General features: G+C 67.8%; 23 protein-coding genes. 7 read left to right on the top strand and 16 right to left on the bottom strand.

Features of this window, described 5'->3' with window-relative positions; all coding sequences use genetic code 11:
- Nucleotides 1-77 precede the first annotated feature (77 nt).
- Nucleotides 78-503: a RidA family protein gene (locus AC1REK_RS11220; RefSeq protein WP_492268210.1), complete on the top strand. Its 426-nt coding sequence runs from the start codon at nucleotides 78-80 to the stop codon at nucleotides 501-503.
- Nucleotides 504-511: 8 nt separating this feature from the next.
- On the opposite strand, the gene recG is transcribed toward AC1REK_RS11220, so the two are convergent.
- Nucleotides 512-2614, bottom strand: a complete 2103-nt coding sequence (gene recG, locus AC1REK_RS11215) for an ATP-dependent DNA helicase RecG (protein WP_492267978.1) — start codon at nucleotides 2612-2614, stop codon at nucleotides 512-514.
- A gap of 143 nt (nucleotides 2615-2757) precedes the next feature.
- Here recG and AC1REK_RS11210 point away from each other — a divergent pair, with 143 nt between their 5' ends.
- Both AC1REK_RS11210 and mfd read left to right on the top strand, forming a co-directional pair.
- Nucleotides 2758-3054 carry an FAD assembly factor SdhE gene (locus AC1REK_RS11210; protein WP_492267979.1) on the top strand — a complete coding sequence of 99 codons (297 nt, stop codon included), beginning with the start codon at nucleotides 2758-2760 and terminating at the stop codon, nucleotides 3052-3054.
- Nucleotides 3055-3216: 162 nt separating this feature from the next.
- On the top strand, nucleotides 3217-6765 hold the full coding sequence (gene mfd, locus AC1REK_RS11205; RefSeq protein ID WP_492267980.1) for a transcription-repair coupling factor: 3549 nt from the start codon (nucleotides 3217-3219) through the stop codon (nucleotides 6763-6765).
- 51 nt (nucleotides 6766-6816) lie between these two features.
- On the opposite strand, the gene AC1REK_RS11200 is transcribed toward mfd, so the two are convergent.
- Nucleotides 6817-7848 (bottom strand): AMP-binding protein, encoded by a 1032-nt coding sequence (locus AC1REK_RS11200; RefSeq protein ID WP_492267981.1) that lies wholly within the window; start codon nucleotides 7846-7848, stop codon nucleotides 6817-6819.
- Nucleotides 7849-7857: 9 nt separating this feature from the next.
- Complete coding sequence (locus tag AC1REK_RS11195; protein ID WP_492267982.1) at nucleotides 7858-9711, bottom strand: extracellular solute-binding protein; 1854 nt, start codon at nucleotides 9709-9711, stop codon at nucleotides 7858-7860.
- Between the two features lie 276 nt (nucleotides 9712-9987).
- On the opposite strand from AC1REK_RS11195, the gene AC1REK_RS11190 reads away from it, so the two are divergent.
- Complete coding sequence (locus tag AC1REK_RS11190; RefSeq protein ID WP_316017132.1) at nucleotides 9988-10815, top strand: invasion associated locus B family protein; 828 nt, start codon at nucleotides 9988-9990, stop codon at nucleotides 10813-10815.
- 82 nt (nucleotides 10816-10897) lie between these two features.
- Here the strand turns inward: AC1REK_RS11190 and mazG are convergent, their stop codons facing one another.
- On the bottom strand, nucleotides 10898-11737 hold the full coding sequence (gene mazG / locus AC1REK_RS11185) for a nucleoside triphosphate pyrophosphohydrolase (RefSeq protein WP_492267983.1): 840 nt from the start codon (nucleotides 11735-11737) through the stop codon (nucleotides 10898-10900).
- A 37-nt stretch (nucleotides 11738-11774) separates the two neighbouring features.
- Between mazG and arfB the strand changes: the two genes are divergently transcribed.
- Nucleotides 11775-12194, top strand: a complete 420-nt coding sequence (gene arfB / locus AC1REK_RS11180) for an alternative ribosome rescue aminoacyl-tRNA hydrolase ArfB (RefSeq protein WP_327521426.1) — start codon at nucleotides 11775-11777, stop codon at nucleotides 12192-12194.
- The gene (locus AC1REK_RS11175) at nucleotides 12187-12744 is read left to right on the top strand and encodes a regulatory protein RecX (RefSeq protein WP_492267984.1); all 558 of its coding nucleotides are present in this window, start codon (nucleotides 12187-12189) and stop codon (nucleotides 12742-12744) included. Before arfB ends, AC1REK_RS11175 begins: the two co-directional genes overlap by 8 nt.
- Nucleotides 12745-12772: 28 nt before the next feature.
- Here the strand turns inward: AC1REK_RS11175 and AC1REK_RS11170 are convergent, their stop codons facing one another.
- The 10 genes from AC1REK_RS11170 to AC1REK_RS11125 all read right to left on the bottom strand — a co-directional run bounded on the left by AC1REK_RS11170 (nucleotide 12773) and on the right by AC1REK_RS11125 (nucleotide 23489).
- Nucleotides 12773-13753 (bottom strand): Bug family tripartite tricarboxylate transporter substrate binding protein, encoded by a 981-nt coding sequence (locus tag AC1REK_RS11170; protein ID WP_492267985.1) that lies wholly within the window; start codon nucleotides 13751-13753, stop codon nucleotides 12773-12775.
- A gap of 171 nt (nucleotides 13754-13924) precedes the next feature.
- The gene (locus AC1REK_RS11165; protein ID WP_492267986.1) at nucleotides 13925-16237 is read right to left on the bottom strand and encodes a molybdopterin guanine dinucleotide-containing S/N-oxide reductase; all 2313 of its coding nucleotides are present in this window, start codon (nucleotides 16235-16237) and stop codon (nucleotides 13925-13927) included.
- An 18-nt stretch (nucleotides 16238-16255) separates the two neighbouring features.
- Nucleotides 16256-17647, bottom strand: a complete 1392-nt coding sequence (locus tag AC1REK_RS11160) for an FAD-binding oxidoreductase (protein ID WP_492267987.1) — start codon at nucleotides 17645-17647, stop codon at nucleotides 16256-16258.
- Nucleotides 17648-17723: 76 nt separating this feature from the next.
- A complete protein-coding gene (locus AC1REK_RS11155; protein WP_291642617.1) occupies nucleotides 17724-18116 on the bottom strand; it encodes a carboxymuconolactone decarboxylase family protein in 393 nt (130 codons plus the stop codon).
- A gap of 54 nt (nucleotides 18117-18170) precedes the next feature.
- Complete coding sequence (locus tag AC1REK_RS11150) at nucleotides 18171-18818, bottom strand: 4-carboxy-4-hydroxy-2-oxoadipate aldolase/oxaloacetate decarboxylase (RefSeq protein ID WP_291642615.1); 648 nt, start codon at nucleotides 18816-18818, stop codon at nucleotides 18171-18173.
- 23 nt (nucleotides 18819-18841) lie between these two features.
- The gene (locus tag AC1REK_RS11145) at nucleotides 18842-20032 is read right to left on the bottom strand and encodes a mandelate racemase/muconate lactonizing enzyme family protein (RefSeq protein WP_492267988.1); all 1191 of its coding nucleotides are present in this window, start codon (nucleotides 20030-20032) and stop codon (nucleotides 18842-18844) included.
- Between the two features lie 20 nt (nucleotides 20033-20052).
- Complete coding sequence (locus AC1REK_RS11140) at nucleotides 20053-21027, bottom strand: quinone oxidoreductase family protein (RefSeq protein WP_492267989.1); 975 nt, start codon at nucleotides 21025-21027, stop codon at nucleotides 20053-20055.
- Between the two features lie 70 nt (nucleotides 21028-21097).
- Nucleotides 21098-21769 (bottom strand): 4-carboxy-4-hydroxy-2-oxoadipate aldolase/oxaloacetate decarboxylase, encoded by a 672-nt coding sequence (locus AC1REK_RS11135; RefSeq protein WP_492267990.1) that lies wholly within the window; start codon nucleotides 21767-21769, stop codon nucleotides 21098-21100.
- A 20-nt stretch (nucleotides 21770-21789) separates the two neighbouring features.
- Nucleotides 21790-22716, bottom strand: coding sequence for an NAD(P)-dependent oxidoreductase (locus AC1REK_RS11130; protein ID WP_492273794.1), 927 nt, complete (start codon nucleotides 22714-22716; stop codon nucleotides 21790-21792).
- Nucleotides 22710-23489: an RraA family protein gene (locus tag AC1REK_RS11125; protein ID WP_492267992.1), complete on the bottom strand. Its 780-nt coding sequence runs from the start codon at nucleotides 23487-23489 to the stop codon at nucleotides 22710-22712. The genes AC1REK_RS11130 and AC1REK_RS11125 overlap by 7 nt, the downstream gene beginning before the upstream one ends.
- Before the next feature lie 266 nt (nucleotides 23490-23755).
- On the opposite strand from AC1REK_RS11125, the gene AC1REK_RS11120 reads away from it, so the two are divergent.
- Entirely contained in the window at nucleotides 23756-24682 is a 927-nt protein-coding gene (locus AC1REK_RS11120) for a LysR family transcriptional regulator (protein WP_316019321.1), read from the top strand.
- Between the two features lie 10 nt (nucleotides 24683-24692).
- Here AC1REK_RS11120 and AC1REK_RS11115 read toward each other — a convergent pair whose 3' ends face one another.
- Together AC1REK_RS11115 and AC1REK_RS11110 are read right to left on the bottom strand one after the other, a co-directional pair.
- A complete protein-coding gene (locus AC1REK_RS11115; RefSeq protein ID WP_492267993.1) occupies nucleotides 24693-25388 on the bottom strand; it encodes an RraA family protein in 696 nt (231 codons plus the stop codon).
- A 74-nt stretch (nucleotides 25389-25462) separates the two neighbouring features.
- Nucleotides 25463-26437 carry a Bug family tripartite tricarboxylate transporter substrate binding protein gene (locus AC1REK_RS11110; RefSeq protein ID WP_492267994.1) on the bottom strand — a complete coding sequence of 325 codons (975 nt, stop codon included), beginning with the start codon at nucleotides 26435-26437 and terminating at the stop codon, nucleotides 25463-25465.
- Nucleotides 26438-26459 lie beyond the last annotated feature (22 nt).

The following is a 26459-nucleotide window of genomic DNA, read 5'->3' as shown; positions in this document are numbered from 1 at the left end:
CTCGCGCCCTATCTCCGGTCTGCACGAACGACGCTGGGCGACCCCGCCGGCGTTTCAAGACCGAGAAAGGAGCCGACATGGCCAAGCGCGATGCCATTTTCCCCGCCGATCGACATGCCCTCTACGATGTCCATCAGTATTCGGCCGCCATCCGGCATGGCGACCTGCTCTTCGTCTCGGGACAGGTCGGCAGCCGCGAGGACGGTTCCCCTGAACCTGTGTTCGAGGACCAGGTCCGGCGCGCCTTCGCCAATCTGCGCGCCGTGCTCGCGGCGGCGGGTGCGAGTTTCGACGATGTGATCGACGTGATTTCCTTTCATACCGACCCGCAGGCGCAGTTCGACAGGATGATGGCCATCCGGGCCGAGGAAATCGGCGATCCACCCTATCCGACCTGGACCGCAGTCGGCGTGACCTGGCTCGCCGGGTTCGACTTCGAGCTCAAGGTGGTCGCCCGCATTCCACCCAAAGCTGCCGAAAGCGCGGCGGTCGCACACGGCTGAGCGCGGCCTCAGCCCGCGCGGAGCAACCTGATCGCGACGTCGCGCTCGAACAGATAGAGCAGGGTCCTGATCGCCTGGCCGCGCGGCGTCTCCAGATTGGGATCGCGCTCGATCAGCAGCCGGGCATCGTCGCGGGCGGCGGCGAGCAGGTCGCCATCGACCTCGGGGTGGGCGATGCGCCAGTCTGGCGAGCCCGACTGCTTGGTGCCGAGCACCTCGCCTTCGCCGCGCAGGCGAAGATCCTCCTCGGCGATGCGGAAGCCGTCCTCGGTCTCGCGCATGATCGTGAGCCTCGCTTCGGCCACCGGCCCGAGCGGGCCCTTGTAGAGCAGGAGGCAGGTCGAGGCAGCCGAGCCGCGCCCGATCCGGCCGCGGAGCTGATGGAGCTGGGCGAGGCCGAAGCGCTCGGCATGCTCGATCACCATGACCGAGGCGTTGGGCACGTCGACGCCGACCTCGATCACCGTGGTCGAGACCAGCAGGCGCGTTTCGCCGGCGACGAAGGCCGCCATCGCCGCATCCTTGTCGCGGCCCGGCATCTGGCCGTGCAGCAGGCCGACCTTGGCGCCGAACTCTTCCTGCAGCGCCTCGAAGCGCTGCTGCGCCGCCGCGACGTCGAGCGTGTCGGATTCCTGGACCAGCGGGCAGACCCAGTAGACCTGCGCGCCGGCCGCGATGGCGCGCCCGACTGCGCCGACGACCTCGTCATAGCGCTCGGAGGAAATCGCCTTGGTGGCGATCGGCTTTCGGCCCGCCGGCTTCTCCGAGAGGATCGAGACATCCATGTCGCCGAACCAGGTCAGGGCGAGCGTGCGCGGGATCGGAGTCGCCGTCATCACGAGGACGTCGACCGCTTCGCCCTTGGCACCGAGCAGCAGGCGCTGATGCACGCCGAAACGGTGCTGCTCGTCGACCACTGCGAGCGCGAGATCATGGAAATCGACGCCTTCCTGGAACAGAGCGTGCGTGCCGACGACGATGTCGATCTCGCCGCTGGCGAGCCCCACCAGGACCTGGCGGCGTCCCGCACCCTTTTCGCGGCCGGTCAGCAGCGCAAGCTTCAAACCGGCCTTCTCGGCGAGCGGCGCCAGGCGCTCGGCGTGCTGGCGAGCAAGGATTTCGGTCGGCGCCATCAGCACCGACTGCCGCTTCGCTTCTGCCGCCGCGGCCATCGCCATCAGCGCGACCACCGTTTTGCCGGAGCCGACATCGCCCTGCAGCAGGCGCAGCATCCGCTCCGGCTTCTCCATGTCGTCATGGATGTCGGCGACCGCCTTGCGCTGACCGTCGGTGAGCTTGAAGGGCAAGGCGGCTTCGATGGCCCGGCGCAAGGCACCGTCGCCCGTCGTGACGCGGCCGGCCATCTTCTTCTGCTGGCGCCGGACCAGGGCGAGCGCGATCTGGCTCGCCAGCAATTCGTCATAGCCGACGCGCCGGCGCGCGACCGTATCGCCCTCGACGGCCTTGAGGTCCGGCGGGTGGTGCAGCTCCTGCATGGCCGGCCGGAAGGCGGGGAATCCGGCCTTCGCCAGAAAGCCCTCATCCTGCCATTCCGGCAGATCGGGGCAGCGCTCGGTCGCACCGGCGACGATCCTTGCCATGATCCGCCCGCCGACGCCCTCGGTCAGGCGGTAGACCGGCTCGATCGAGGGCAGGTTTGCGGCGAGCTTGGGATCGAGCACCCGGTCGGGATGCACCATCTGGCGCATGCCGTCCCAAAGCTCGAGCTTGCCGGAGATCAGCCGATAGGCGCCGACCGGCAGGGTCTGGAGCAGATGGCGGACATCGGCATGGAAGAAGACCAGCGTCACGTCGCCGGTCTCGTCCTCGACGAGGATGCGATAGGGCGCCTTGGCCTTGGTCGGCGGGGGCGGGCGGTGCTCGCTCACCCGCGCGGCGAAGGTCGCGATCTCGCCGATCGGCGCTTCCGCGATGCTCTCGCTCGGGCGGCGGTCTACGGCGCCGCTCGGCAGGTGGAAGAGGAGGTCGATGACGCGGGCGTCGTGGGTCTCGTCGCCGAGGAACTTGTCGAGCAGCTTGCCGAGTTTCGGGCCGACGCCGGCAAGCGTCGTGGCGGGGGCAAACAGCGGATCGAGGATCGAGGGACGCAAAGGGGCCGCTCACAGCATGTCAGGAGTGCGAGGATCGCGGCGCGGGCACCGCTGACTTCGTCGGATTCCCTCGCTATATAGCCCGCGAAGGCTGGCTCGGCGACGGGCCGGTCCGTTCCGCATTCGCCAGCGTGAGGAAAACGATGAGTGGCTCGACCCGCAGCAGCGCCGATCTCGACCCGCGCCGGCGCAAGATCCTGTTTCGCGCCTGGCATCGTGGCATGCGCGAGACCGATTTGATCATGGGCCGCTTCGCCGATGCCGAGATCGGCGGGCTGAGCGAGGCCGAGCTCGACGAGTTCGAGCGCCTGATCGAAGTGCTCGACCGTGATCTGCTCAGCTGGATCACCGGCGAGGCTGAGGTTCCGGAGAACTATGACAGCGCGCTGTTCCGCCGGCTGAAGCAGTTCCACCAGCACGACAAGCCGATCCATGTCTAGCCTTCCGCCCAAGGCTGTCATCCCGGGCGCAGCGAAGCGAAGACCCGGGATCCATGCCTGAACCGATCCGGAATGGATCCCGGATCGGCGCCGCCTGCGGCGGCTTGTCCGGGATGACCCGGAGATTTTCATTCCGTTAGACTTGCCAAGATTGGCTACTGCATGAGCATTCCCCCGCCTGCCCAGATCGCCAAGCCGCAGCTCGAGCGCATCCTCGATGCGCTGCGCCGCGGCGACAAGCCGATGCTCTCCGCCGTGCCGGACGGTTTCGACGCCGTCGTGCTCGCCGACCTGACGCGCGCCCGCGCCAAGAAGGCGGAAGGGCCGGCGATGCTTGTCTTCGTCGCCCGCGACGGCCAGCGCCTGCAGGTGATCGAGAATGCGCTGCAGTTCGTCGCGCCCGATCTCGAGGTGATGAGCTTCCCGGCCTGGGACTGCCAGCCCTATGATCGTGTCTCGCCGGCGCCCTCGATCGTCGCGCATCGGATGACGACATTGTCGCGCCTCGCCCGGACCAAGTCGGGCGACCGGCCGCGGCTGCTGCTGACCACCGTCAATGCAGCGCTTCAGCGCGTGCCGGCCTTCGGCAAGGTAGCGTCCGAGAGCTTCTCGGCCGCGCCGGGCAACATGGTCGACACCGAGGAGCTGGCGCGCTGGCTCGACGTCAACGGCTACCTGCGCACATCGACCGTGCGCGAGACCGGCGAGTTCGCCGTGCGCGGCGGCATCGTCGACCTCTACCCGCCGGGCATGCCGGCGCCGATCCGGCTCGACTTCTTCGGCGATACCCTGGAATCGATCCGCACCTTCGATCCGGAGACGCAGCGCACCACCGGGCAATTGCGCGGGCTCGACCTCGTGCCGATGTCCGAGGCGCAGATGACGAGCGACTCGATCCGTCGCTTCCGCCAGTCCTATATCGCGACCTTCGGCACGCCCGGGCGCGACGACACACTCTACGAAGCGGTGAGCGAGGGCAGGCGCCCGGCGGGCCTCGAGCACTGGCTGCCGCTGCTGGCGGAGAAGCTCGACACGCTCTTCACCTATCTGCCCGATGTTCCGATCGTGCTCGACCATCACGCCGATGACGCGGTCGGCGAGCGTATCAGCCTGATCAAGGACTACTACGACGCCCGCAAGAGCGCGCTCGACCAGCCGTCGCCGGGCTCGATCCCCTACAAGCCGCTGCTGCCGGAGGCGCTCTATCTCTCGCCGAACGAGTGGCGCGGAATCATCGGCGAGGCCGGCGTCGCTTCGCTGACGCCGTTCCAGCTGCCCGAGAGCGAGGGCAAGCTCGTCGTCGATCTCGGCGGCAAGCAGGGCCGCAGCTTCGCCGCCGAACGCGCGGACAATTCCGGCAGCGTCTTTGACGCGGCCGTCGCCCATGTGAAGGCGCTGGAGGCCGACGGGCGGCGCGTCATCCTCGCCGGCTGGTCGGAGGGCTCGCGCGAGCGTCTCGCCCATGTCCTCGCCGATCACGGCCTGAAGTCCGTGCAGATGACAGGCTCGCTGCGCGCTGCCTTCGACCTGAAGCCCGGTACCACCGCGCTGGCGGTCTGGGGCTTCGAGACCGGCTTCGAGGCCGGCAAGCTCGCGGTCATCGGCGAGCAGGACATTCTCGGCGACCGGCTGGTGCGTCCGCGTCGCAAGGCCCGCCGTCCGCAGGATTTCATCAACGAGCTCTCCTCGCTGACGCCCGGCGACATCGTCGTCCATGTCGACCACGGCATCGGCCGCTTCGTCGGCCTGCAGACGATCACCGCGGCCGGTGCTCCGCATGACTGCCTCGAAATCCACTATGCCGGCGACGCCAAACTTTTCCTGCCGGCCGAGAATATCGAGCTCCTTTCGCGCTACGGCTCGGAGGACACCGAGGTCGTGCTCGACCGGCTCGGCGGTGGCGGCTGGCAGGCCCGCAAGGCCAAGCTGAAGCAGCGCATCCGCGAGATGGCGGGCAAGCTGATCCAGATCGCGGCCGCTCGCGCGCTCAAGGAAGCGCCACGCCTCGTCCCGCAAGACGGGCTCTATGACGAGTTCTGCGCCCGCTTCCCCTATGAGGAGACCGAGGACCAGCAGAATACCATCGACGCCGTGCTCGACGATCTCGCCGCCGGGCGGCCGATGGATCGGCTGGTCTGCGGCGATGTCGGCTTCGGCAAGACGGAGGTCGCGCTTCGGGCTGCCTTCACCGCCGCGCTCGCCGGCAAGCAGGTCGCGGTCGTGGTGCCGACGACGCTGCTCGCGCGCCAGCACTACCGAAATTTCGCCGAGCGCTTCGCCGGACTCCCGGTGAAGGTCGGTCAGGCCTCGCGCTTCGTCTCGGCGCCCGATCTCAAGGCGGTGAAGCAGGGCATCAGCGACGGGACCATGGACATCGCCGTGGGCACGCATGCGCTGCTCGGCAAGGGCGTCGACTTCAAGGATCTCGGCCTCGTCATCGTCGACGAAGAGCAGCATTTCGGCGTCGCCCATAAGGAGCGGCTGAAAGAGATGCGCGCCGAGGTTCATATGCTGACGCTGACCGCGACGCCGATCCCGCGCACGCTCCAGCTCGCCATGACCGGGGTGCGCGAGCTCTCGATCATTGCGACGCCGCCGGTCGACCGGCTGGCGGTGCGCACCTTCGTCACGCCTTTCGATCCGCTGATCGTGCGCGAGGCGCTGCTGCGCGAGCGCTATCGCGGCGGGCGCTCCTTCTATGTCGTGCCGCGCATCGAGGACATCGCCGACGTCAAGGACTTCCTCGACAAGCAGGTGCCCGAGTGCAAGGTCGGCATCGCCCATGGCCAGATGGCGGCGGGTACGCTGGAAGACGTGATGACGGCCTTCTACGAGGGCCAGTACGACATCCTGCTCTCGACCACGATCGTCGAATCCGGGCTCGACATCCCGACGGCCAACACGCTGATCGTCCACCGCGCCGACATGTTCGGCCTGGCGCAGCTCTATCAGCTGCGCGGGCGCGTCGGCCGCTCGAAGATCCGCGCCTATGCGCTGTTCACCGTGCCGGCCAACCGCAAGCTGACGGACCAGGCCGACCGACGCCTTAAAGTTCTGCAGTCGCTCGATACGCTGGGCGCCGGTTTCCAGCTCGCCAGCCACGACCTCGACATCCGCGGCGCCGGCAACCTGCTCGGCGACGAGCAGTCCGGCCATATCAAGGAGGTCGGCTACGAGCTCTACCAGCAAATGCTGGAGGAGGCGGTGGCGGCGCTCAAGGCCGGTGTCGAGATCGAGAGCGACGCGCACTGGTCGCCGTCGATCCAGATCGGCGCGCCGGTGATGATCCCGGAGCACTATATCGGCGATCTCACGCTGAGACTGACGCTCTACAAGCGCCTCTCAACCATGGACGAGGACGGCGAGCTGCAATCCTTCGGCGCCGAGCTCGTCGACCGCTTCGGCCCGCTGCCGGAAGAGGTGCAGCAGCTGCTCGAGATCGTCGCGATCAAGGCGCTGTGCAAGCGCGCCAATGTCGAGAAGGTGGAGGCTGGGCCGAAGGGCATCATCGTCGCCTTCCGCGACAACGAGTTCGCCAATCCGGAAGGGCTCGTCTCCTATGTCGCCAAGCAGGGCACCCTGGCCAAGGTCCGGCCGGACATGCGCGTCGTCTTCATCGACGATTTCGAGACGGCCGAGCAGCGCCTGAAGGGTACGCGCCGGTTGCTCACCGATCTCGCGCGCATCGCCGAGCGGAAGAAGGCGGCTTAAGGGCCGGCTGAGCGCATTCTCGGGTCAAGCCGAGAATGACGGCCTCCTGGCTCAACCCGGATTGCGCCGCCTGATCTCGACGCGCTCCGGCTCGTGCGCAATCACGTCGACGATGGCGAGATCCGGCCGGTCGAGCTGTGGCAGGCCCTCGTCCTCCCCGGCGCGCCGCACCACGACCAGGCTGGAGAGCGCCTTGTGTCCGCCGAGCCGCGAGCGTGCCAGTGCAGGCTCCATCGTGGCCGGCACCACCAGATGGACCATCCGCCCGCCTTCCAGGCAGGCGCGCAGATCGTCCAGCACGAAAAGGCCGAGCGGCAGCAATTCGACGCCGGTGAGCAGGGAGATACCAGGGCCGGTCGCGAGTGCGGCCAGGTCGGCGCCGACCAATGTGGTGATGACCCGCGACGAGGCGAGGGGCTTCAGCACGCGGGAGATCTCCAGCGCCTTGGCGAGGACCTCCTTCTCACCGATCGCGAACGGGCCGGCGAAACTCCTGCCGTCGACGACGCTGATCGCCGAACGAGCCACGACAGGCACGGCGGGCTGCGAGGCGCCGTGGCCGAGAAGCTGGTCGAGTGCGGCAACGCCATCGGGCACATCGGCGCCGAAGCCGCCGATGAAGCGCATGCCGAACGCCCGCGCCGCGACATCGCGCAGCAGCATGAGCGGCCTGAGGGCGCCGATGCGGGCGACGCCGATCGCCATCACCGCGCCGGAGCGCTCGATCATGCCGAGCAGCTCGGTCTCCCCGGCATGGGGAGGCAGCGGCAGCGGCGAGAGGCCGGCCCTCAGGCAGGCCAGGATAGAGATCAGCGCTTCAGGCCCGAGGGGGGCCAGGATGGCGACGCGCGCTCCGGGCTGCGGTCGCGCCAGCGTGAGCAGACCTGCGAGCCGGTCGACCCGACCGTCCAGCTCCGCGAAGCCGAAGGCCCCGGGGGCCGCTCCGCTCCAGTCGCGCCGCCCCGGCGGGTCGCGGAAGGCCGGTTCACGGCCGCGATTGGCGGCTAGGGCCTTGAGCAGACCGTCGAAATCCAGTCCCTCGACCAGCGCAGCGATGGAGATCTCGTCCTGCTCGGGCCGCATGCGCCGGTCTCAATTCGCCGGCGCTGGCGCGGAAGGCGCCCGGGCCAGGACCTCGTTGGAGAGGAAATAGGCCGGCCGGCGCTGTGGCAGCACCACCTCGCGCGAGCGCGCCATCCAGGTCTCGGGGAGATAATAGAGCGGCACGGCGTAGAAGCCGGAGAGCAGCAGGCGGTCGAGCGTGCGGACCGAGGCGACGAAATCCTCACGCGATTCGGCTGCAAGGAGTGTCTTCAGCGTCGCATCGACTGCCGGGGAGCGCACGCCGGCATAGTTCAGCGCGCCCTTACGGTCGGCATTGGTCGATTGCCAGCGCCCGACCTGTTCGTTGCCCGGTGAGGCCGAGGCCGCCCAGGTCCACTGGATCATGTCGAAATCGAAGGCGGACAGACGGCGCCAGTACTGGACGTCGTCGATCAGGCGGACCGAGACGGCGATGCCGAGCCGGGAGAGCGAGGCGGCATAGTTCAGGGCGAGACGCTCCTGCGGCCGGTTGGTCACGGTGATCTCGAAGGCGAAAGGCGTGCCGTCGCTGCCCTTGCGCAACTGGCCGTCGCGCAGCTCGTAGCCGGCCGCCTCGAGCAGGTCGAGCGCACGCCTCGCCTGCTCGCGGTCGCGCCCGGAGCCGTCCGTCGCCGAGGGGGTCCAGGTTCCGGCGAGGATGTCGTCGCGCACGGCGCCGGGGAAGGCCGCAAGCAGCGCCTTCTCCCGCTCATTGGCGGGCACGCCGAGCGCCGAGAGTTCGGAATCTGCGAAGAAGCTGCCGGCGCGCCGGTAGACCCCATAGAACAGGTTGCGATTGGCCCATTCGAAGTCGAAGAGCATCGCCAGTGCCTCGCGCACCCTGATATCGGCGAAGATTGGCCGGCGCGTGTTGAAGACGAAGCCGGTCATGCCCTTCGGCGCCTGGAAGCGCAGCGTATCGCGCACGATCCGGCCGTCGCGCACCGCCGGGACATCATAACCGGTCATCCAGCGCGTCGGGTCCGATTCGACCCGGACGTCATAAAGTCCTGCCTTGAAAGCCTCGAACAAGGCGTTGGAGTCGCGATAGAAATCGTATCGAATCTCGTCGGCGTTGAAGAGGCCGCGGGTCAGCGGATGATCCTCCGCCCAGAAGTCGTTGCGGCGCTTCAGCACCAGCATCTCGCCCGGCTTGACCTCCTCGACCCGGTAGGGACCGGAGCCGAGCGCCGGCTTGAAGCTGGTGTCGCCGAACTTTTCCGCATCTGTTGCGTGCTTGGCGAAGATCGGCATGGCGCCGATCACCAGCGGCAATTCGCGGTTGGAGCCGTCGCCGAGCTCGAAGACGACCGTGCTGGGCGAGGGCGCCTCGGCCTTGGTAATGCGAGCAAGACTGGAGCGGTGGAACGGCTTGCCCTTGGTCTTCAGCATCTCATAGGTGAAGATCACGTCGGCGGAGGTCACCGGCTGCCCGTCAGAGAAGCGGGCGCGCGGATCGATCTCGAAGACCAGACGGGTCCGTTCCGGGTTGAGTTCGACCCGGCTGGCGAGCAGGCCATAGGCGGTGAAGGGCTCGTCCGCGGAGCGGAACAGCAGGCTCTGCTGGACATAGCGTGGCACCGCATCGGGCGCGACGCCGAGCACCACCAGCGGGTTCAGGCTGTCGAAGGTGCCTTGCTGGCCGAAGATGATTCGCCCGCCCTTCGGGGCCGCCGGATCGGCATAGGGCAGATGCGTGAACCCCTTCGGCAGGGCCGGCTCGCCATGCATCGCGATGGCGTGGTCGCTACCCTGCGCGGCCGCCTGCGGCGCGCCCGCGAACAGGCCAAGGCATGCTGCACCCCCGAGCACGAGCCCGAGAACGCAACGCCGGCGTGCGGATGCGACAAGATTCCGAAGCATGAAAGGCCCTGATTCCCTGCCGGACCATACCATGCGGCCCAAGCCGGAGATGATAGCCAAAACACCGGGGTGCAAACTTACGTTTGGTCGCCTCTTTCGGGCTGGAAACCGAGGGAAGAACTCGCTAAACGCAAGCCGAGGCGTCATTCAAACGCCTTAATCGCGCCTGATGTGCTCATGCCAACCCCGGCTCCGGCACCATGCCGGTTGAGCTTTCGGTATTGCGCGCGGCCTCCATGTGCCGCTTAGCCAGTTTGCATGTTCGAGGAACTTCAGATGTCCGCTTCGTCTTGCCTGCCCCTGCACAAGGGCGCCACCGCGAAGAGCACGATCCGCGGCCTCGCGCTCGTACTGGGCGCGGCCGTCGCTCTCGCGCCTTTCTCCGCCATGTCCCAGGCGCAGCGTCCTGCCGCCAAGCCGGCGGCGCCGGCCCAGCAGCCGGCGCAGCAGCCCGCTCAGGGCCAGGGCGCCCAGAACGGCCCGACCGTCGTTCAGGTGAAGCCCGAGCCGTCGCAGACGAACTGGACGAAGGTCTGCGGCAAGGATCCGGCGGCCAACAAGGAAATCTGCTACACGACCCGCGACTTCGTCTCGGATCAGGGCCAGCCGGTGCTCGCCGTCGCCGTCTATGACGTCAAGGGCGACCCGAACAAGATCGTGCGCTTCCTGATGCCGCTCGGCCTGCTGCTGCAGCCCGGCATCCGCTTCGGCGTCGACACCGCCCAGCCGACCCCCGGCCGCTTCGCGATCTGCTTCCCGAACGGCTGCTTCGCCGAGGCGCAGATCAAGGACGACTTCATCAACCAGATGAAGAAGGGCACGAACCTGAACATCAGCGTCCAGAACCAGGGCGCGCGCGAGGTTTCCTTCTCGATCCCGCTGACCGACTTCGCCAAGGGCTTCGACGGCGCGCCGATCGATCCGAAGGTGCTCGAGGATCAGCAGAAGCAGCTCCAGGACGAGCTGGCCAAGCGCCAGGACGAGCTCCGCAAGCGCCTCGGCGGCAGCGGCGCCAGCGCGGCTCCGGGCACCCCCGGTGCGCCGGCGGCTCCGGGCACGATGCCCGCTCCGGGCGCGGCGCCGGCTCCTGCGCCGAAGCCCTGATCGAAAGCCAGACTTCGACAATCGACGCCGGACCGCAAGGTCCGGCGTTTTTTGTTGTTCTGAAGGACGGCGCCGGAACGGCTCAGCCGCGCTCGGCGCGCTCGGCCTGCTTGACCCGCTGCCAGAGCGCCTCGAGCTCGTAGAGAGACGCTTCGGCGGCTTTTCGGCCCTCATCGGCGAGCCTTGCCTCGATCCCGGCGAAGCGGCGCTCGAACTTGGCGCTGGCCGCGGCGAGGCAGGCCTCCGGATCGGCATCGACATGCCGGGCGAGATTGGCGACGACGAAGAGGAGGTCGCCGATTTCTTCGGCGATGGCAGCCTTGTCGCCGCCTTCGAGAGCCTCCTCGATCTCGCTCGTCTCCTCGCGGATCTTGTCGAGCACGAGCCTGGCATCCTTCCAGTCGAAGCCGACGGTCGACGCCCTGGCTTGCAGCTTCCAGGCGCGCGTCAGGGCGGGCAGGGCGGTCGGCACCCCCGCGAGTACGCCCTCCTCGGTGGATGGGGCCGGCAGCCCCGCCGCAAGATGCGCAGCCGCCTTGTCGGCCCGCTCCTGCGCCTTGATCTGGCCCCACAGCGCCTTGACCTCGGCCGGCGAGAGATCGCGCGCATCGCCGAAGACGTGCGGATGACGGCGGATCAGCTTGCTGGTGATCGCCTCTACGACGTCCGGAAAGGCGAAGGCGCCGGCTTCCTCGGCCATCCGCGCATGGAAAACCACCTGCAACAGAAGATCGCCCAGCTCGTCCTTGAGGTCGACGAGATCACCGCGGGCGATGGCGTCGGCGACCTCATAGGCCTCTTCGACGGTGTAGGGGGCGATGGAGGCGAAATCCTGCTCCAGATCCCAGGGGCAGCCGGTTCCGGGCGTGCGCAGAGCCGCCATGATCTCGATCAGGCGGGCGATGTCGCGATCGGGCTTCAACGCTGCAATTCTCCTTGGGGTGCGCTACCGTCCTCCCATGATTCAAGTGACCCCGTCCATTGCGATTGACGAAAGCCTGATCGAGGAGAGCTTCGTGCGTGCCTCGGGGCCGGGCGGACAGAACGTCAACAAGGTCTCGTCGGCGGTCCAGTTGCGCTTCAACGCTGCGGCGGCCGATCTGCCGGATCATCTGCGCGAGAAGCTGCCGCGGGTCGCCGGAAAGCGCATGACGCAGGACGGCACCATCATCGTGGTGGCGCAGCGCTTTCGCGACCAGCAGCGCAATCGGCAGGATGCGCTGGAGCGCCTGCTCGCGATCCTGCGCGAGGCGGCCGAGCGCCAGAAGGCCCGCCGGCCGACCAGGGCGACCTATGGCTCGCAGCAGCGAAGGCTCGCATCGAAGGCGAAGCGCAGCCGCGACAAGAGCCTGCGTTCAGGCAAGCCCGGGGATGACTGAGGCAGGGACCGGCGCGAGCCGGGCACGAAGCGCAGGGCAGGGCCGGGCGCCGCGACCGATCACGCCCGGCTACCTGCAGCGGGCGGCGATGCACTATCTCCAGCGCTATGCGGCGTCGTCGAGCCAGCTCCAGCGGGTGCTCGAGCGCAAGGTCGAGCGCAGCTGCCGCCATCATGGCGGTGAATCCAGCGAATTTTCCGGGATGGTCGCGGATGCGGTCGCGGCCTGCGTCAGGAGCGGCCTCGTCGATGACCGGCGCTTCGCCGAGGCGAGGGCGCTGAGCCTTCGGCGCAAGGGCCGCTCGGCGCGGGCCGTCTCGGCCGGCCTGGCGGCCAAGGGCGTGCCACGCGAGATCGCCGCGGCGGCCCTGCCCGACAGCGACGAGGATGAGCTTGCCGCGGCTCGCATCGCCGCAAGGCGCAAGCGGCTCGGGCCCTGGAGCAGGCCAGGGCAGGAGCAGGACCGCCAGAAGCAGCTTGCCGCACTGGCGCGCGCCGGGTTCAGCATGAAAATCGCCCGCGCCGTGATCGACGGCGCGGGCGAGATATAGAGCCGGAGCGGTCTCGTCTTGGAGGCGCTCAGTCCGGCTTGACGTTGGCGTCGGCGACGACCTTGCCCCAGCGTTCGACCTCGGACTTGACGAAGGCGCCGAAGGCCGCGCCGTAGAGATCCGGGGTTTCCGAGCCGTTCCGCTTCCAGGCGTCGCTGACCATCGGCGTCGCGAGCGCCTTCTTCACCTCGGCGGTCATCTTCTCGACGACCTCCGGCGGCGTGTTCTTGGGCGCCCACATCGCATACCAGGTCGAGACCTCGTAGCCGGGCAGGCCGGCCTCGGCCGCGGTCGGCACGTCGGGGAAGGCGGCGGTGCGCTTCGGCGCGGCGACGGCGAGCGCCTTGAGCTTGCCGCCGGAGATCTGTGCCGCCGAGGAGCCGAGCCCGTCGAAGGCGAGATCGACCTGGCCGGCGACCAGATCCTGCATCAGCGGGCCGGCGCCGCGATAGGGCACATGGGTGAAGTTGGCCTTGGACATCAGCTTGAACAGCTCACCGGCGAGGTGATGGGTCGTGCCGTTGCCGGCCGAGCCGTAGTTGAGCTTGTCCGGGTTCTTCCGGCCGTATTCGATCAACTCAGCCAGCGTCTTGGCCTCGACCTTGCCGGGATGGACGACCACGACCTGCGGCGGCTGCGCGATGATGCCGATCGGGATGAAGTCGGTCTGGATATTGTAGTCGAGCTTGGGATAGAGCGCCGGCGCGATCGCGTGATGGGCCGCGCCGATGAAGAAGGTGTAGCCGTCGCCCGCCGCCTTGGAGGCCGCCGAGGCGCCGACCGTGCCGCCGGCCCCGCCGCGATTGTCGATCAGGATGCGCTGGCCGAGCTGCTGCTCGAGTTGCGCCGCCAGCGGTCTGGCGAAGGCGTCCGTGCCGCCGCCAGCCGGGAAGGGCACGATGAAGGTGACCGGCTTCTGCGGCCAGGCCTGGGCCTGCACCGGCGCCGAGGGCGCGAACTGGACAAGGGCGGCGAGCGCGATGGCGCCGAGCCAACCGGATTTGAGCATTCTGATCCTCCCCATGAGAACGCGGAAGAGGCTCTTTCCGGCCTCGTACCCGCCTGCCGCCCGGCAATGGCGGCCGGACGTTCCCGAGGATTAGGACATCACTGCTGACGAATGGCAAGAGAGCGCCGTCGCGGTTCCGCGGCCGTCGGCCTCACGCAAAAATCGGCGGGTTTAGATCAACGGAGGCGGCTCATAGCAGGTGATCGGGGGAAGCTCGCCCTCATGGCGCACGATCTCGACGAGGCAGGAATGAGCGATCGTCGCCTGCCCGAGCCGCGAAGAGCCGCGGTCCTGCGTTAGCACGTTAGGATTTCCGTGCTTGTCGAGCGATCCGACGCGGCCTGGTTCCAGCGGATCGTACCAGGCGCCGGTCGCCATCTGCACCACGCCTGGCATCACGGCATCTGAGACGACGATGCCGGCGAGGCAGGCCCCGCGCTCGTTGAAGACGCGGACGATGTCGCCATCGCCTAGACCGCGCGCGCGGGCGTCCTCGGGATGGATGCGCAGCGGCTCGCGCCCATCGATCTTGGTCGAGCGGGACAGCGCGCCATTGTCGTACTGGCTGTGCAGCTTGCTCGCCGGCTGGTTGGAGATCAGGTGCAGCGGGAACCTTTCAGCGAGCGCTGCGCCGAGCCATTCGCGCGGCACGAGCCAGCTCGGATGGCCCGGGCAGTCATCGTAGCCAAAGCCGGCGATCCGCTCGGAGAAAAGCTCGATACGGCCGGACGGAGTCTTCAGCGGATGCGCCTGCGGATCGGCGGCGAACTCGGCGAGCAGCGGCGTCTGCTCCTGTGGCTCGGGCAGGGTGACGATGCCGGTCTTCCAGAAGCTCTCGAAATCCGGCAGCTCCATGCCGTATTCGGCGACGCGCTGGCGCGCCACCGTGTAGAAATGCCGGATCCAGCCCTCCTCGTCGCGGCCTTCGGTGAAGGTTTCGCGCGCGCCGAGCAGGCCGGCGAGATCCGCGAAGATCTCGTAATCACTGCGCGATTCACCGATCGGCTCGCTGATCGGGTGGCAGGCCGCGATCATCCGGTCGCGTGACGAGCTCGCAATGTCGTTGCGCTCCATCGCGGTGCTGGCCGGCAGCACGATGTCGGCGTGGCGGGCCGTCGCATTCCACCAGGATTCGTGGACGATCACCGTCTCCGGCCGGCGCCAGGCCGCGATCAGCCGGTTGATGTCCTGATGATGGTGGAACGGGTTGCCGCCGGCCCAATAGATCAGCCGGATGTCGGGGTAGTGCCGCTTCTCGCCGTTGAAGTCATAGGGCTCGCCCGGATGCAGCAGCGCATCGGCGATGCGCGCCACGGGGATCGAGTCGGAGATCGCATTGCTGCCTTGCGGCAGGGTCGGCCAGGAGAACGGGTAGACCGGATTGCCGACGCCATTGGCGGAGGCGTAGCCGAAGCCGAATCCGCCGCCGGGCAGGCCGATCTGGCCGATCATCGCGGCGAGCGCGATCGCCATCCAATAGGGCTGCTCGCCATGCTCGGCCCGCTGCAGCGACCACGACATCATGATCATGGTGCGCTGGCGTGCCATCTCGCGGGCCAGGGTGCGGATCGTCTCGGCCGGAACGCCGGAAATCGCCTGCGCCCAGTCCGGGGTCTTCGGCACGCCATCGATCGCGCCGGTGACATAGCCGGCAAAGCGATCAAAGCCGGTGGTGCAGCGTGCAAGGAACTCGCGGTCGTGCAGACCTTCCTCGATCAGCGTATGGGCCAGTGCGAGCATCAGCGCGACGTCGGTGTTGGGCCGCGGTGCGATCCATCTGGCATCGAGCTCCGCCATCGCGTCGTCGCGGATCGGGCTGATGCAGACGAAGGAAGCTCCCCGGTCGCGGCAGGCGGTCATGCCCTCTCGCAGCAGGTGCCGGCTGATGCCGCCGGAGCCGACCTGCGCGTTCTTGTGCGGGGTGCCGCCGAACATCACGATCAGCTCGGCATGGCCGGCGAGCTGGTCCCAGGTGGTATGCCCGGCGTCGAGGCCGCGCTTGTCGCCGAGCACATGCGGCAGGATCGCGTCAGCCGCGGCGAAGCTGTAGTTGGAGATCGAGCGGACATAGCCGCCGACCGCGTTCAGGAAGCGATGCACCTGGCTCTGCGCATGGTGGAAGCGCCCGGCGCTGGACCAGCCATAGGAGCCGCCGAAGATCGCGCCATTGCCGTGGCTCTCGCGCACCCGTGCGATCTCGCGCGCCACGAGGTCGAGCGCCTGCGGCCAGTCGATCTCGACGAAAGGTTCGCCGCCGCGCCCGGAGCCGCCGGCGGCCGCGCCCTTTTCGAGGAAGGAAGCGCGCACCGCCGGCCGCCTGATCCGGCAGCCGTCGTCGAGCGCTCCAATCATCGACAGGCCGAGCGGGGAGGGGTCGGGATCGTGCTCGTAGGGTTCGAGCGCGACGGCCGCCCCGTCCTTCATCCGCGCGCGGTACACGCCCCAATGCGTCGCGACGGTCGGCTCGTCGGGCGTGATCAACATGAGCTGTTCCGTTCCTGGTCAGGAAGCTGTGGCAGGCGCGCCGAGCTTGCCCGGATTCATGATCGCGTGCGGATCGAGCGCCAGCTTCAGTGACTGCATCACCTCGACGCCATTGCCGTGCTCGCGCTGCAGATATTTCAGCTTGCCGAGCCCGACACCATGTTCGCCGCTCGCCGTTCCCCCGGATTCCAGGGCGCGCATGACGACGTCCTCGGCCAGCCGCTTGGCTTCGGCGAGTTCCTCGGGAGCGTCGGGCATGACGAGGTAGGAGACGTGGAAGTTGCCGTCGCCGACATGTCCGTTGATCTTGAACTTCAGGAAGGAGGCGTCGCCATCGGCCCGTGCTGCGGTCATGTTGTCCGCCAGTGCCGAGATCGGCACGCAGGCGTCGGTCACGAACATCGCCGCTCCCGGGCGCATGGCGCGCGTCGCCGGGTTGGAATCGTGTCGGGCCTTCCAGAGGCGTTCGCGCTCCTCGCGCTGCGTCGCCCATTGAAAGCCGCGTCCGCCATTCTCAGCCGCGATGGCCTCGACGATCTCCGCCTGCTCGCGGATGCCGGCCTCCGTACCGTGGAATTCGAGAAACAGGGTCGGCGCGACCGTGAGGCTCATCTTGGAGTAATGGTTCGAGGCCGCGATCGCGATGTCGTCGAGGAACTCGATGCGGGCGATCGGCACGCCGCTCTGGATCGTGGCGATGCAGGTATCGACGGCGCCCTTCAGGCTGTCGAACGGGCAGACGGCCGCCGAGATGGCGGCCGGCATCGGGTGGAGCCGAAGCGTGATCTCGGTCAGCACGCCGAGAGTGCCCTCCGCGCCGACGAAGAGCTTGGTCAGGTCGTAGCCCATCGAGGATTTGCGTGCGCGGCTGCCGGTGCGCAGCAATTCGCCGTTCGGCAGCACCACCTCGAGCGCCAGCACGTTCTCGCGCATCGTGCCGTAGCGCACCGCATTGGTGCCGCTGGCGCGGGTCGAGGCCATGCCGCCGATCGAGGCATCGGCACCGGGATCGACAGGGAAAGTGAGCCCGGTCGCGCGCAGATGCTCGTTGAGAGCCTTGCGCGTCACGCCGGGCTCGACCACCACGTCGAAATCGCTCTCATGCACGGCGAGGACACGGTTCATCCGCGACAGGTCGAGACTGATGCCGCCGGCGGTGGCCAGGATCTGACCTTCCATCGAGCTGCCGACACCATAGGGGATGATCGGCACACGCGCCGCCGCGCAGGCGACGACGACGCGCTGAACCTCGGCGGTCGACTCGGCGAAAACCACCGCGTCCGGCAGCATGGTCGGCAGATAGGAAAGATCCTCGCCATGGTGCCGGCGGACCGCCTCGGCGGTCGAGATGCGCTCGCCGAAATGGGCGCGTAGGGTTTCGACGACGGCGGCCGTATCGCCATAGCTCATGATCGTAATCCATCTGTCTGCAGGCCCGCCCCCAGCATGCGCGTGGCAGCGGGGGCGGCGCCGGTCGGCAAGCCGCTCACTCGAGCGAGGCGTCGATCGGCACGCGGTAGCCGTTGACCAGGCGGTTGGTCTCGTTGGCCATGCCGACCACCGCCATCACCTCGCCGAACATCGCGTCGGTCATTCCGGCCTTGCGGGCGGCCGCGGTGTGGCTGGCGATGCAGTAGCCGCAGCCATTGCTGGTGCTGACCGCGAGATAGATCATTTCCTTGACCAGCGGGTCGAGCGCGCCCGGAGCCATGACCTCCTTCACGCTCTCCCAGGTCCGGCGCAGACCAACCGGATCATGCGCCAGGTACTTCCAGAAGTTGTTGACGTCCTTGAGGTTCCGCGAGGTCTTGATGTCGTCATAGACCGCGCGGACCGCCGGCGGCGCGTCGGCATACTCGATCGGCTTCAATCGGCTCATCTTGATGTCTCCGGTATGATCGTTCGGGGTTCGGCGAGAGCGCTGCGAACGCCGTCAGATGTTGAGCTCGATGCCCTTCTTGCGGAGCAGCTCGCTCAGGTTGAGCATGTCCCAGGTCGTCTTGCCCTGGAGCAGCTCGCGGCGGAAACGGGCCTCCTTCTCCTCGCGGGTCTTGGAGGCGACGGCGATGGCGGCGATCTCCGCCTTCGGCACGATGCAGACGCCGTCATCGTCGCCGATCACGAGGTCGCCGGGCTCGACCAGCATGCCGCCGGCGACGATCGGCTTGTTCAGCGCGCCGAGGGTTTCCTTGACCGAGCCCTTGATCGAGAGGGCGCGGGCGAAGACCGGGAAGCCGATCTCGGCGATGGTCGCGCCGTCGCGCACGCCGCCGTCGACGACGAGGCCGCCAATGCCTTTGCCCATGGCGCAGCTCGCCATCACGTCGCCGAACAGGCCCTGCTCAGTGAAGCCGGCCGAGGCGCAGACAATGACATCACCCGCTTTCGCCATCTTCAGCGCCGCGTGCAGGGTCAGGTTATCGCCGGGCGGGCAGACGCAGGTGAAGGCCGGCCCCAGCACCTTCATGCCGCGCCGGACGGGCTTGATGCTGGAATCGAGTGCGCCGCGGCGTTCCATGGCTTCGTGCGCCGTGGCCGAGGCGACCGAAGCATAGGCTTCGCGATAGTTGAATTCGGTCATGATCTTTATCCGATGAAGGAGGGTCAGCGGGTGACGTTTGCTACGCCCCAGACGTAGTTCTTCCGGGGGAATTCTTCCCAGTACTGGCGCATGTCCTTGTGCGGGAAATCCTTGTACGGCCGCTTGCGCATGCGCTCGACATCGATGTCGACGCCGAGGCCCGGCGCGGTCGGCAGGTCGATCCAGCCATCCTCGACCTTCAGCCCGGGCGAGCCGATCTCGTCGCAGGCTTCGTTGAGGTTGATGAAGCACTCGGCGATCAGGAAGTTCGGGATCACCGCCGAGAAGTGCACCGTCGCGGCGAGCCCGACGATGGTGCTGTTGTAGTTGTGCGGGCTGATCGCGATCGCATGCGGCTGCGCCATCGCGGCGATGTCGAGCATCTGCTGCAGGCCGCCGACGGCGCAGATGTCGGGGTTGAGGATATCGGCCGCGCGCTTCTCGAAGACCCGGGCGAAATCCTCCTTGGTGTAGAGGGTTTCGCCGGTCACGACGGGCGTCGAGATCGCGCGGCGGACTTCGGCGACGAGGTCGAGATTGTCGGAGAGGCAGGGCTCCTCATAGCAGAAGATGCCGTATTCCTCGAGCCGCTTGGCGACGCGGATGGAATGATGCGGCGCGACGCGGCGGTGCGCGTCGATCAAGAGGTCCATATCGGGGCCGAGCGCCTCGCGCATCGCCTTGACGTTGGCGACCGCATAGTCCTCTTCCTCGCGGGTGATGAAGGTGCGCCACGGCCCGGGGAACGGGTCCCATTTCAGCGCCGTGTAGCCCATCTCCTTGACCTGGAGTGCCCGCTTCACGGTCGACTCGATATCCGTGACGCCGTACCACCAGCCATTGGCGTAGACCCGGACCTTCTCGCGCGAGGCGCCGCCGAGCAGGTTGTAGAGCGGCTGCCCGGCCTTCTTGCCGACGATGTCCCACATCGCCAGCTCGATCGCGCTCCAGGCGCAGAAGAAATCGACCGAGGAACGCCGGATGGCGAAATCGTCGAACATCACTTGCGCGGTATGGCGGATGTTGTGCGGGCTGCGCCCGATCACATAGGGCGCCATGGCGCGGATATAGTCGTCGACGACCTTCTCCTTCTTCACGCCGACATAGGATTCGCCCCAGCCATAGAGCCCGTCATCGGTCTCGATGCGGCAGAACAGCAGATTCTTGCCGCTGCCCGGATGGAAGAAGAAGGTTTCGATACGTGCGATCTTCATCGCCAGCTCCGGAATTGGGCTCAGGGCCGCAGGATGGTCTGGCCGGTGGTGCGCCGGCTCTCGAGGGCCGATTGCGCGGCGGCGGCATCCTTCAGGGCGAAGACCTGGTCGATCTCCGCCGTGACCACGCCGCGGCGCATCGCCTCGAACAGGTTGCTCGACATCGCCTCGAGCCGGGCCCGGTCCTTGATGAAGGGGAAGATCGAGGGCCGCGACAGCGTCGCGCATTTCGGCGCGAGGCCGGCGATGGCGAAGGGCGGCACCGGGCCCGAGGCATTGCCGTAGCTGACGATGTGGCCGAATTCGCCGACCGCCGCGAGCGAGGCCTCGAACGTATCCTTGCCGACGCCGTCATAGACGCAATGGCAGCCGCGCCCGCCGGTCAGCTCCTGCACCCTGGTCGCGACATCCTCGCGGCTGGTGACGATGACATGGTCGGCGCCGGCAGCGCGGGCCTTGGCCGCCTTCTCGTCGCTGGAGGCAGCGCCGATCACGATGCAGCCGAGCGATTTCGCCCAGGCGGCGAGCAGCAGGCCGACACCGCCGGCGACGGCATGGATTAGCACGGCGTCGCCGGCCTTCGCCTGGGTCATGCGGAAGAGCAGCATCTCGGCCGTCATGCCCTTGAGCATCAGCGCTGCGGCCTGATCGTCGGAGATATCGTCCGGCAGCTTGACGAGCGCCGCCGCGTTCATGACGCGCCGCTCGACATAGGCGCCGGGAGCACCGGTGACATAGGCCACGCGGTCGCCGACGCCGAGGCCGGTGACACCGGGACCGACAGCCTCGACCACGCCCGCGGCTTCCATGCCGGGCGTGCAGGGCATCGTGCCCATCTTATAGAGCCCGGTGCGCACATAGATGTCGATGAAGTTCAGCCCGATCGCCGTGTGGCGCAGCAGGACCTCGCTCTGGCCTGGCTTGCCCGGGTCGATGTCGACCCATTCAAGCACGTCCGGTCCGCCGTTCTGCTGCAGGATGATTGCCCCGCTCATGTCCTATCCTTCACTCCAGTCGTCTTGAGCCGGGCTGCCGGCTGCCGGCAGCCCCGAAGATCGCGTGATGTCAGACGGGCGAGGCCTGGCCCTTGCGGGTTAGCAGTTCGCCGAGCTTGTAGACGTCCCAGGGCGTCTCGCCGGAAGCGAAGCGCTGCTTTGCAGCGGCTTCCTTGTCAGCCCGCACCTTGCAGGCTGCGAGCACGGCATCGACCGTCTCGAACGGCACGACGACCAGCCCGTCGGCGTCGCCGATGATCACGTCGCCGGGGCGCACCAGCACGCCGCCGAGGACGATCGGCTCGTTCAGCGAGCCCAGCGTCTCCTTGATCGTGCCCTTGATGCAGATGCCGCCGGCGAAGACTGGAAAGCCGACCTCGCAGATCGTCGCGGAGTCGCGCACGCCGCCATCGGTGACGAGGCCGGCGAGCTTGGCGCCGACCGCGCAGCTCGACATCACGTCGCCGAACATCCCCTGTTCGGTGCAGCCATGCGCGTCGCAGACCAGGACGTCGCCCGGCTTCGCCATCTTGAGCGCGGCATGCAGCGTGAGGTTGTCATTGGGCGGGCATTCGCAGGTGAAGGCCGTGCCGGCGACCGTCATCGCCTCGTCGACCGGCTTGATGCCGGAGGCGAAGGCGCCGCGGCGGCCTTGCGCCTCGAAGACGGTGGCGGAGCCATAGGCGAGCAGGGCCTGGCAGGTCTCGGGCGAAATGCGCGGGGGCAGGGGGGCTGTGGACATGGCGGCTCTCGTCAAAAACGTCAGGATCTGGCGGGGGACGGCGTGGCAGCGAGGGCCGCGTCGAGAATGGTGAGCGCGCCATCGAGCGAGGGCGGCTGATTGCCACCGCTGCCTTCGACGACGCCGCTGGCGGCGCTGCGCTCCATCAATTTGACGATGGCGTCGGTCATCAGCGGGGCGAGGCCGGTCTCGGCGACGGCAGCGCGCGACATCCGCATCTCGTCGGCGCGGCGGCCGGCATGCGGAACATGCGAGCGCACCAGCATCGCGGCCGTATCGAGGGCCGGCCGGGCATCGAGGAAGGCGCAGAAGCTCTGCAGCACCTCTGCCTCGACGCCCATGCGCCGCGCCGCGATCAGGGCCTCGACGTAGAGCGCCTCCAGCCCCTTGGCGAGGACGCTGCGGACGATCTTGATGCCGGCGGCCGCACCGAAGCGCTCGCCGACCGGCGAGATGTCCATGCCATAGGGCGCAAAGCGTTCGACGAATTGGTCCACCTCGGGTCCGGCCGCGACGATCGGCACGCGATGCCGCGAGGTCGGGGCGGAGCCGAGGATTGCGGCATCGACGAAGCGACGCCCGGCGGCGGCGACATAGGCGCCGACCGCCGCCTTGTCGGTCGGCCCGAGCGAGGTCAGGTCGACATAGAGCGCATCGGGGCGAACATGGGCCGCGCAGCTCTGCGCCACCGCCATCGAGGCCGAAGGCTGGACCAGCACGAAGACGGTCTCGGCGCCGGCAAGTCCCTCCGGCCCGTCAAGAAGTGTGACCCCGGCCTGCTCCACGCGCTGGCGGATCCGTGTCCGGAACGGCTCCCGGTCGGCGGCGACATCGAAGGCGGCCATGCCGTCGAAGCCCGCCTCGCGCAGGCCGCTGGCGATCGAGGAGGCAGCCTCGCCGAAGCCGACGAAGGCGAGCCGAAACCTGGGTGCTGCGGCGTTCACCATTTCTCGGGCGCCACGATCGCGGCCGTCTCGGCGGCCGAGGCGCCGGTGCTGATCGCGTCGATCAGCGTCTTCTCCTTGGCAGCGACCTCCTCCGCCCGCGCCAGCACCTCGGCTGCAATCGAAAGCGGCACGACGATGACACCGTCGGAGTCGCCGAGCATCAGGTCGCCCGGCCGGATCTGCACGCCGGCGATCTCGACAATGCCGTTGAATTCCAGGAGCTCGAAACGGTGCTTGCCGGTGCGCGGCGTCGCCCCGCGCGCCCAGACCGGCAGGCCCATGCGGCGCATCGCGTCGGTATCGCGCACGCAGCCATCGACAACGACGCCGGCGAAGCCATGCGAAGCGACGGCGGTGGCCATGATGCCGCCGATATTGGAGGCGGCCGGGCAGGCGCTGCCGTCGATCACCATCACGTCGCCGCGCTGCGACAGCGTCACCGCGTCGAGCGCGCCAAGTCGGGGGGAGGTCTTGTTGGCGATGTTGTAGCCGCTCGTCAGCCGTGCGGCGCCGTGCTTGACCGTCACGGCGGGGCCGACCATGCGCTGGCCCGGCGCGATCGGCGGCAGGGCCGTCGTCGGGATCGCCGAGTCGACGCCGTACTCGTCGAGGATATCCGCGATGGCGGAGGTCAGGTCGGGCAGCTGCCGGAAGCGCGCCACCAGATCCGGCGACGGGCGCTCGAATTCGACCGCACGGATGCGCTCGACCGGGATCGTCCCAAGGAGCCGGCCTTCATAGGCGGCGAGCTGCTTTTCGATGGTGGTTGTCATGCCGCTGAACGCGCCTCGTACCGATTGCTCGATTCAATGGCATGCGCTCCGCATGCCATAAAGCGAATTAAATTCAGTTTCATTGATCGCAAAAACGCATCGTTCTTGTTTACCTCGGCCGGGCGAAGAGAATTCGCTTTGGCAACGGGCTGATTCGCAGGACCAGCCATGCTCGGCAGGATCACATTGGATCGAAAAAGCGACCAAGTTTGACTTAGATGATTGCTTTTTCTATTCGGTCGTCCGACCAGCGAAAGGGGCCAGCCATGTTGACCTTCAAGCAGATCGAAGCCGCCTACTGGATCAGCAAGCTCGGCAGCTTCCATGCCGCGGCGAAAAGGCTCAACACGACCCAGTCGACCGTCTCCAAGCGCATCGCCGAGCTCGAGAAGTATCTCTCGATCGAGATCTTCGACCGCAGCAACAAGACGACGCAGCTCACCATCAAGGGGCGCGAGCTGATCGACGACTTCGTCCAGATGCTCGATCTGCAGCAGAACGTCGTGCGCCGCGTCGGCAGCGACGTTTCCTATGCCGGACGCTTCCGTTTCGGCGTGACCGAGATGGTCGCGCTGACCTGGCTGCCCGCCCTGATCGCCGGCATCAAGCAGCTCTATCCGGACATCATCCTCGAGCCGAAGATCGACCTGACCGTCAACCTGCGGCAGCAGATGGTGACGCACCGGCTCGACATGATCATCTGTCCCGCGCCAAAGACCGACAACAGCTTCCCGACGGTGCCGCTCGACTTCCTGGAATCGGAGTGGATGTGCAGCCCCGCTCTGGTGAGTTCCAAGGGGGTGGTGCCGATCGAGCGCCTGATGGAGCTGCCGCTGCTGACCTATGCCGAGGGCTCGCTGCTGCATCTCAACCTGCTGCAGGCGCTGGCGGCGATCGACATCAAGCCGCAGAACACCATCACCTGCAACAGCATGATCGCGCTGGCGGAAATGGCGAGCGCCGGCCTCGGCATCACCTACCTGCCGACCGGATACTTCTCCACCTATCGGGGGGATGGCTATCTGCGGCCGGTGCGGACGAACCTCGTCCTGCCGCCGCTCGAATACCTCGCGGTTCATCGCAATGACGCCGTCAGCCGCAGGATCGCGCAGCTGGCGCACGAAACCTGCGACTTCGGGATCCCGCGCTGGCGCCGGCCCGGGGAGGCCGCGCCGCAGCGGCAGGCGCCCTGAGCGGGCATGCTCAGCGCACCTTGTACTTGCGCACGGCGTCCTGGAGCGTGGCGCCGGTGCGCATGAAGCCCTGCATCTCCTCCTCGACCGCGACGAGCTCACGCGCCTTGGCGGCGATCGCGCCGGCCTGCGCCGGGTCGATCACCACGACACCGTCGGCATCGCCGACGATGATGTCGCCCGGGCGGATCAGCACGCCCGCGCAGATCACCGGCTCGTTGCGGATCGCGGTCGCGAAGCGGTAGTGACCGGCGCGCGGCGAGGTGCCCTGCGCGAAGATCGTCATGCCGAGCGGCCCCATCTCCTCGAGGTCGCGGATCGCACCGTCGGTGATCAGGCCGAGCGCGCCGACCGCGGCGGCCCGCGTCGCCATGTTGCCACCCCAGTTGGCATGGGTGGCGATCCCCTGCGTCGCGATCACCATGATCGAGCCCGGACCGCAGCCGTCGATCACTTCCTGGATCGCCAGCGAGAATTCCGGCTTGATCTCCTGCTGGCCGCCATTGGAGGGCAGGGGGACCCGCCCGATCGTCCGGGCCCGGCCGAGGATACGCTTGCCGACGAGCAGGCGGACGGTCGGGCCGAGCGCGGTATCCTTGAGCCCGAGCGCGAGCATCGCATCGGACAGGGTCGAAACCTGGAAAAGCTCGAATTGCGACAGTTCGGGATCGTGGGCGGGCGTTGCTGACGATGTGGCAATCGACATGGCAGTCTCCTGGACAGCGGGCCCGGCGAGCTTCGGCGCGGGCGTTCGGCGAAATGATTGGGGCGCGGCCCCGGCTATTGCGGCCGGAGGCCTGCGGTCTCGGCTGCCGCCTTCCATTTGATCAGCTCGGAGCCGACGCGCTTGCGCAGCGCATCGGGCGTGTCCGGCGCGGGCAGGAAGCCGATCTCGTAGAGACGCGTGCGCAACGCGGGGTTTGCCACGGCGTCGCTGAAGGCCTTGCCGAGCTTCTCGACGATCGGCTTCGGGGTTCCGGCCGGCGCGAAGATGCCGCTCCAGGAATAGGCTTCTACGGGTGTGCCAGCCTCGGCCATGGTCGGCAGATCCGGTGCATTCGAGGCGCGTGTCGCCGAGGCGATCGCCAGCCGCCGCAGGCTGCCATCGGCGACATAGGGCTCGGTGGCGGCGAAGGTGTCGAACATGAAGGTCAGCCGGCCGCCGAGCAGTTCGGTGATCGCCGGCGCTGAGCCGCGGAACGGCACATGCGCGGCCTCGACCCCGGCCGCCGTCTTGAACAGCTCGCCGGCCAGATGGAGCGGCCCACCGACGCCGGAGGAGCCGTAATTGATCTTGCCCGAATTGGCCTTGAGATAGGCGATCAGCTCGGCGACGGTCTTGGCCGGTACGTCGCGGTTCACCACCAGCACGAGCGGCACCTCGGCCAGCATGGCTACGGGCTCGAAGCTCGTCTGCGCGTCGAAGCCCAGCGACTTGTAGAGCGCTTGGTTCATGCCATGGGTCGCGGCCGTTCCCAGCAGCAGCGTGTAGCCGTCCGGCGCGGCCCGGGCGACGGCACTCGCCGCGATGTTACCGGCGCCGCCGACGCGGTTGTCGATCACCAGCGATTGCTTGATCGCCTCCGAAACGCCCGGCGAGATCAGGCGCATGAAGATGTCCTGGCCACCGCCGGCCGCGAAGGGCACGAGAATGGTGACGGGGCGGGCAGGGTAGTCCTGCGCCAGTGCCGGCGAATGCCCCAGTGCCGCGCAGGCGGCAGCGGCCATGCCGCCGAGGAAGGTTCTGCGGTCCACGATATCGGTCCTTTTCGAGCGG

The sequence above is a fragment of the Allobosea sp. GW823-FHT02B03 genome, assembly GCF_058797755.1.
Note: the sequence above shows the minus strand (reverse complement) of the source record. Positions and strands in the feature narration are given on the sequence as shown.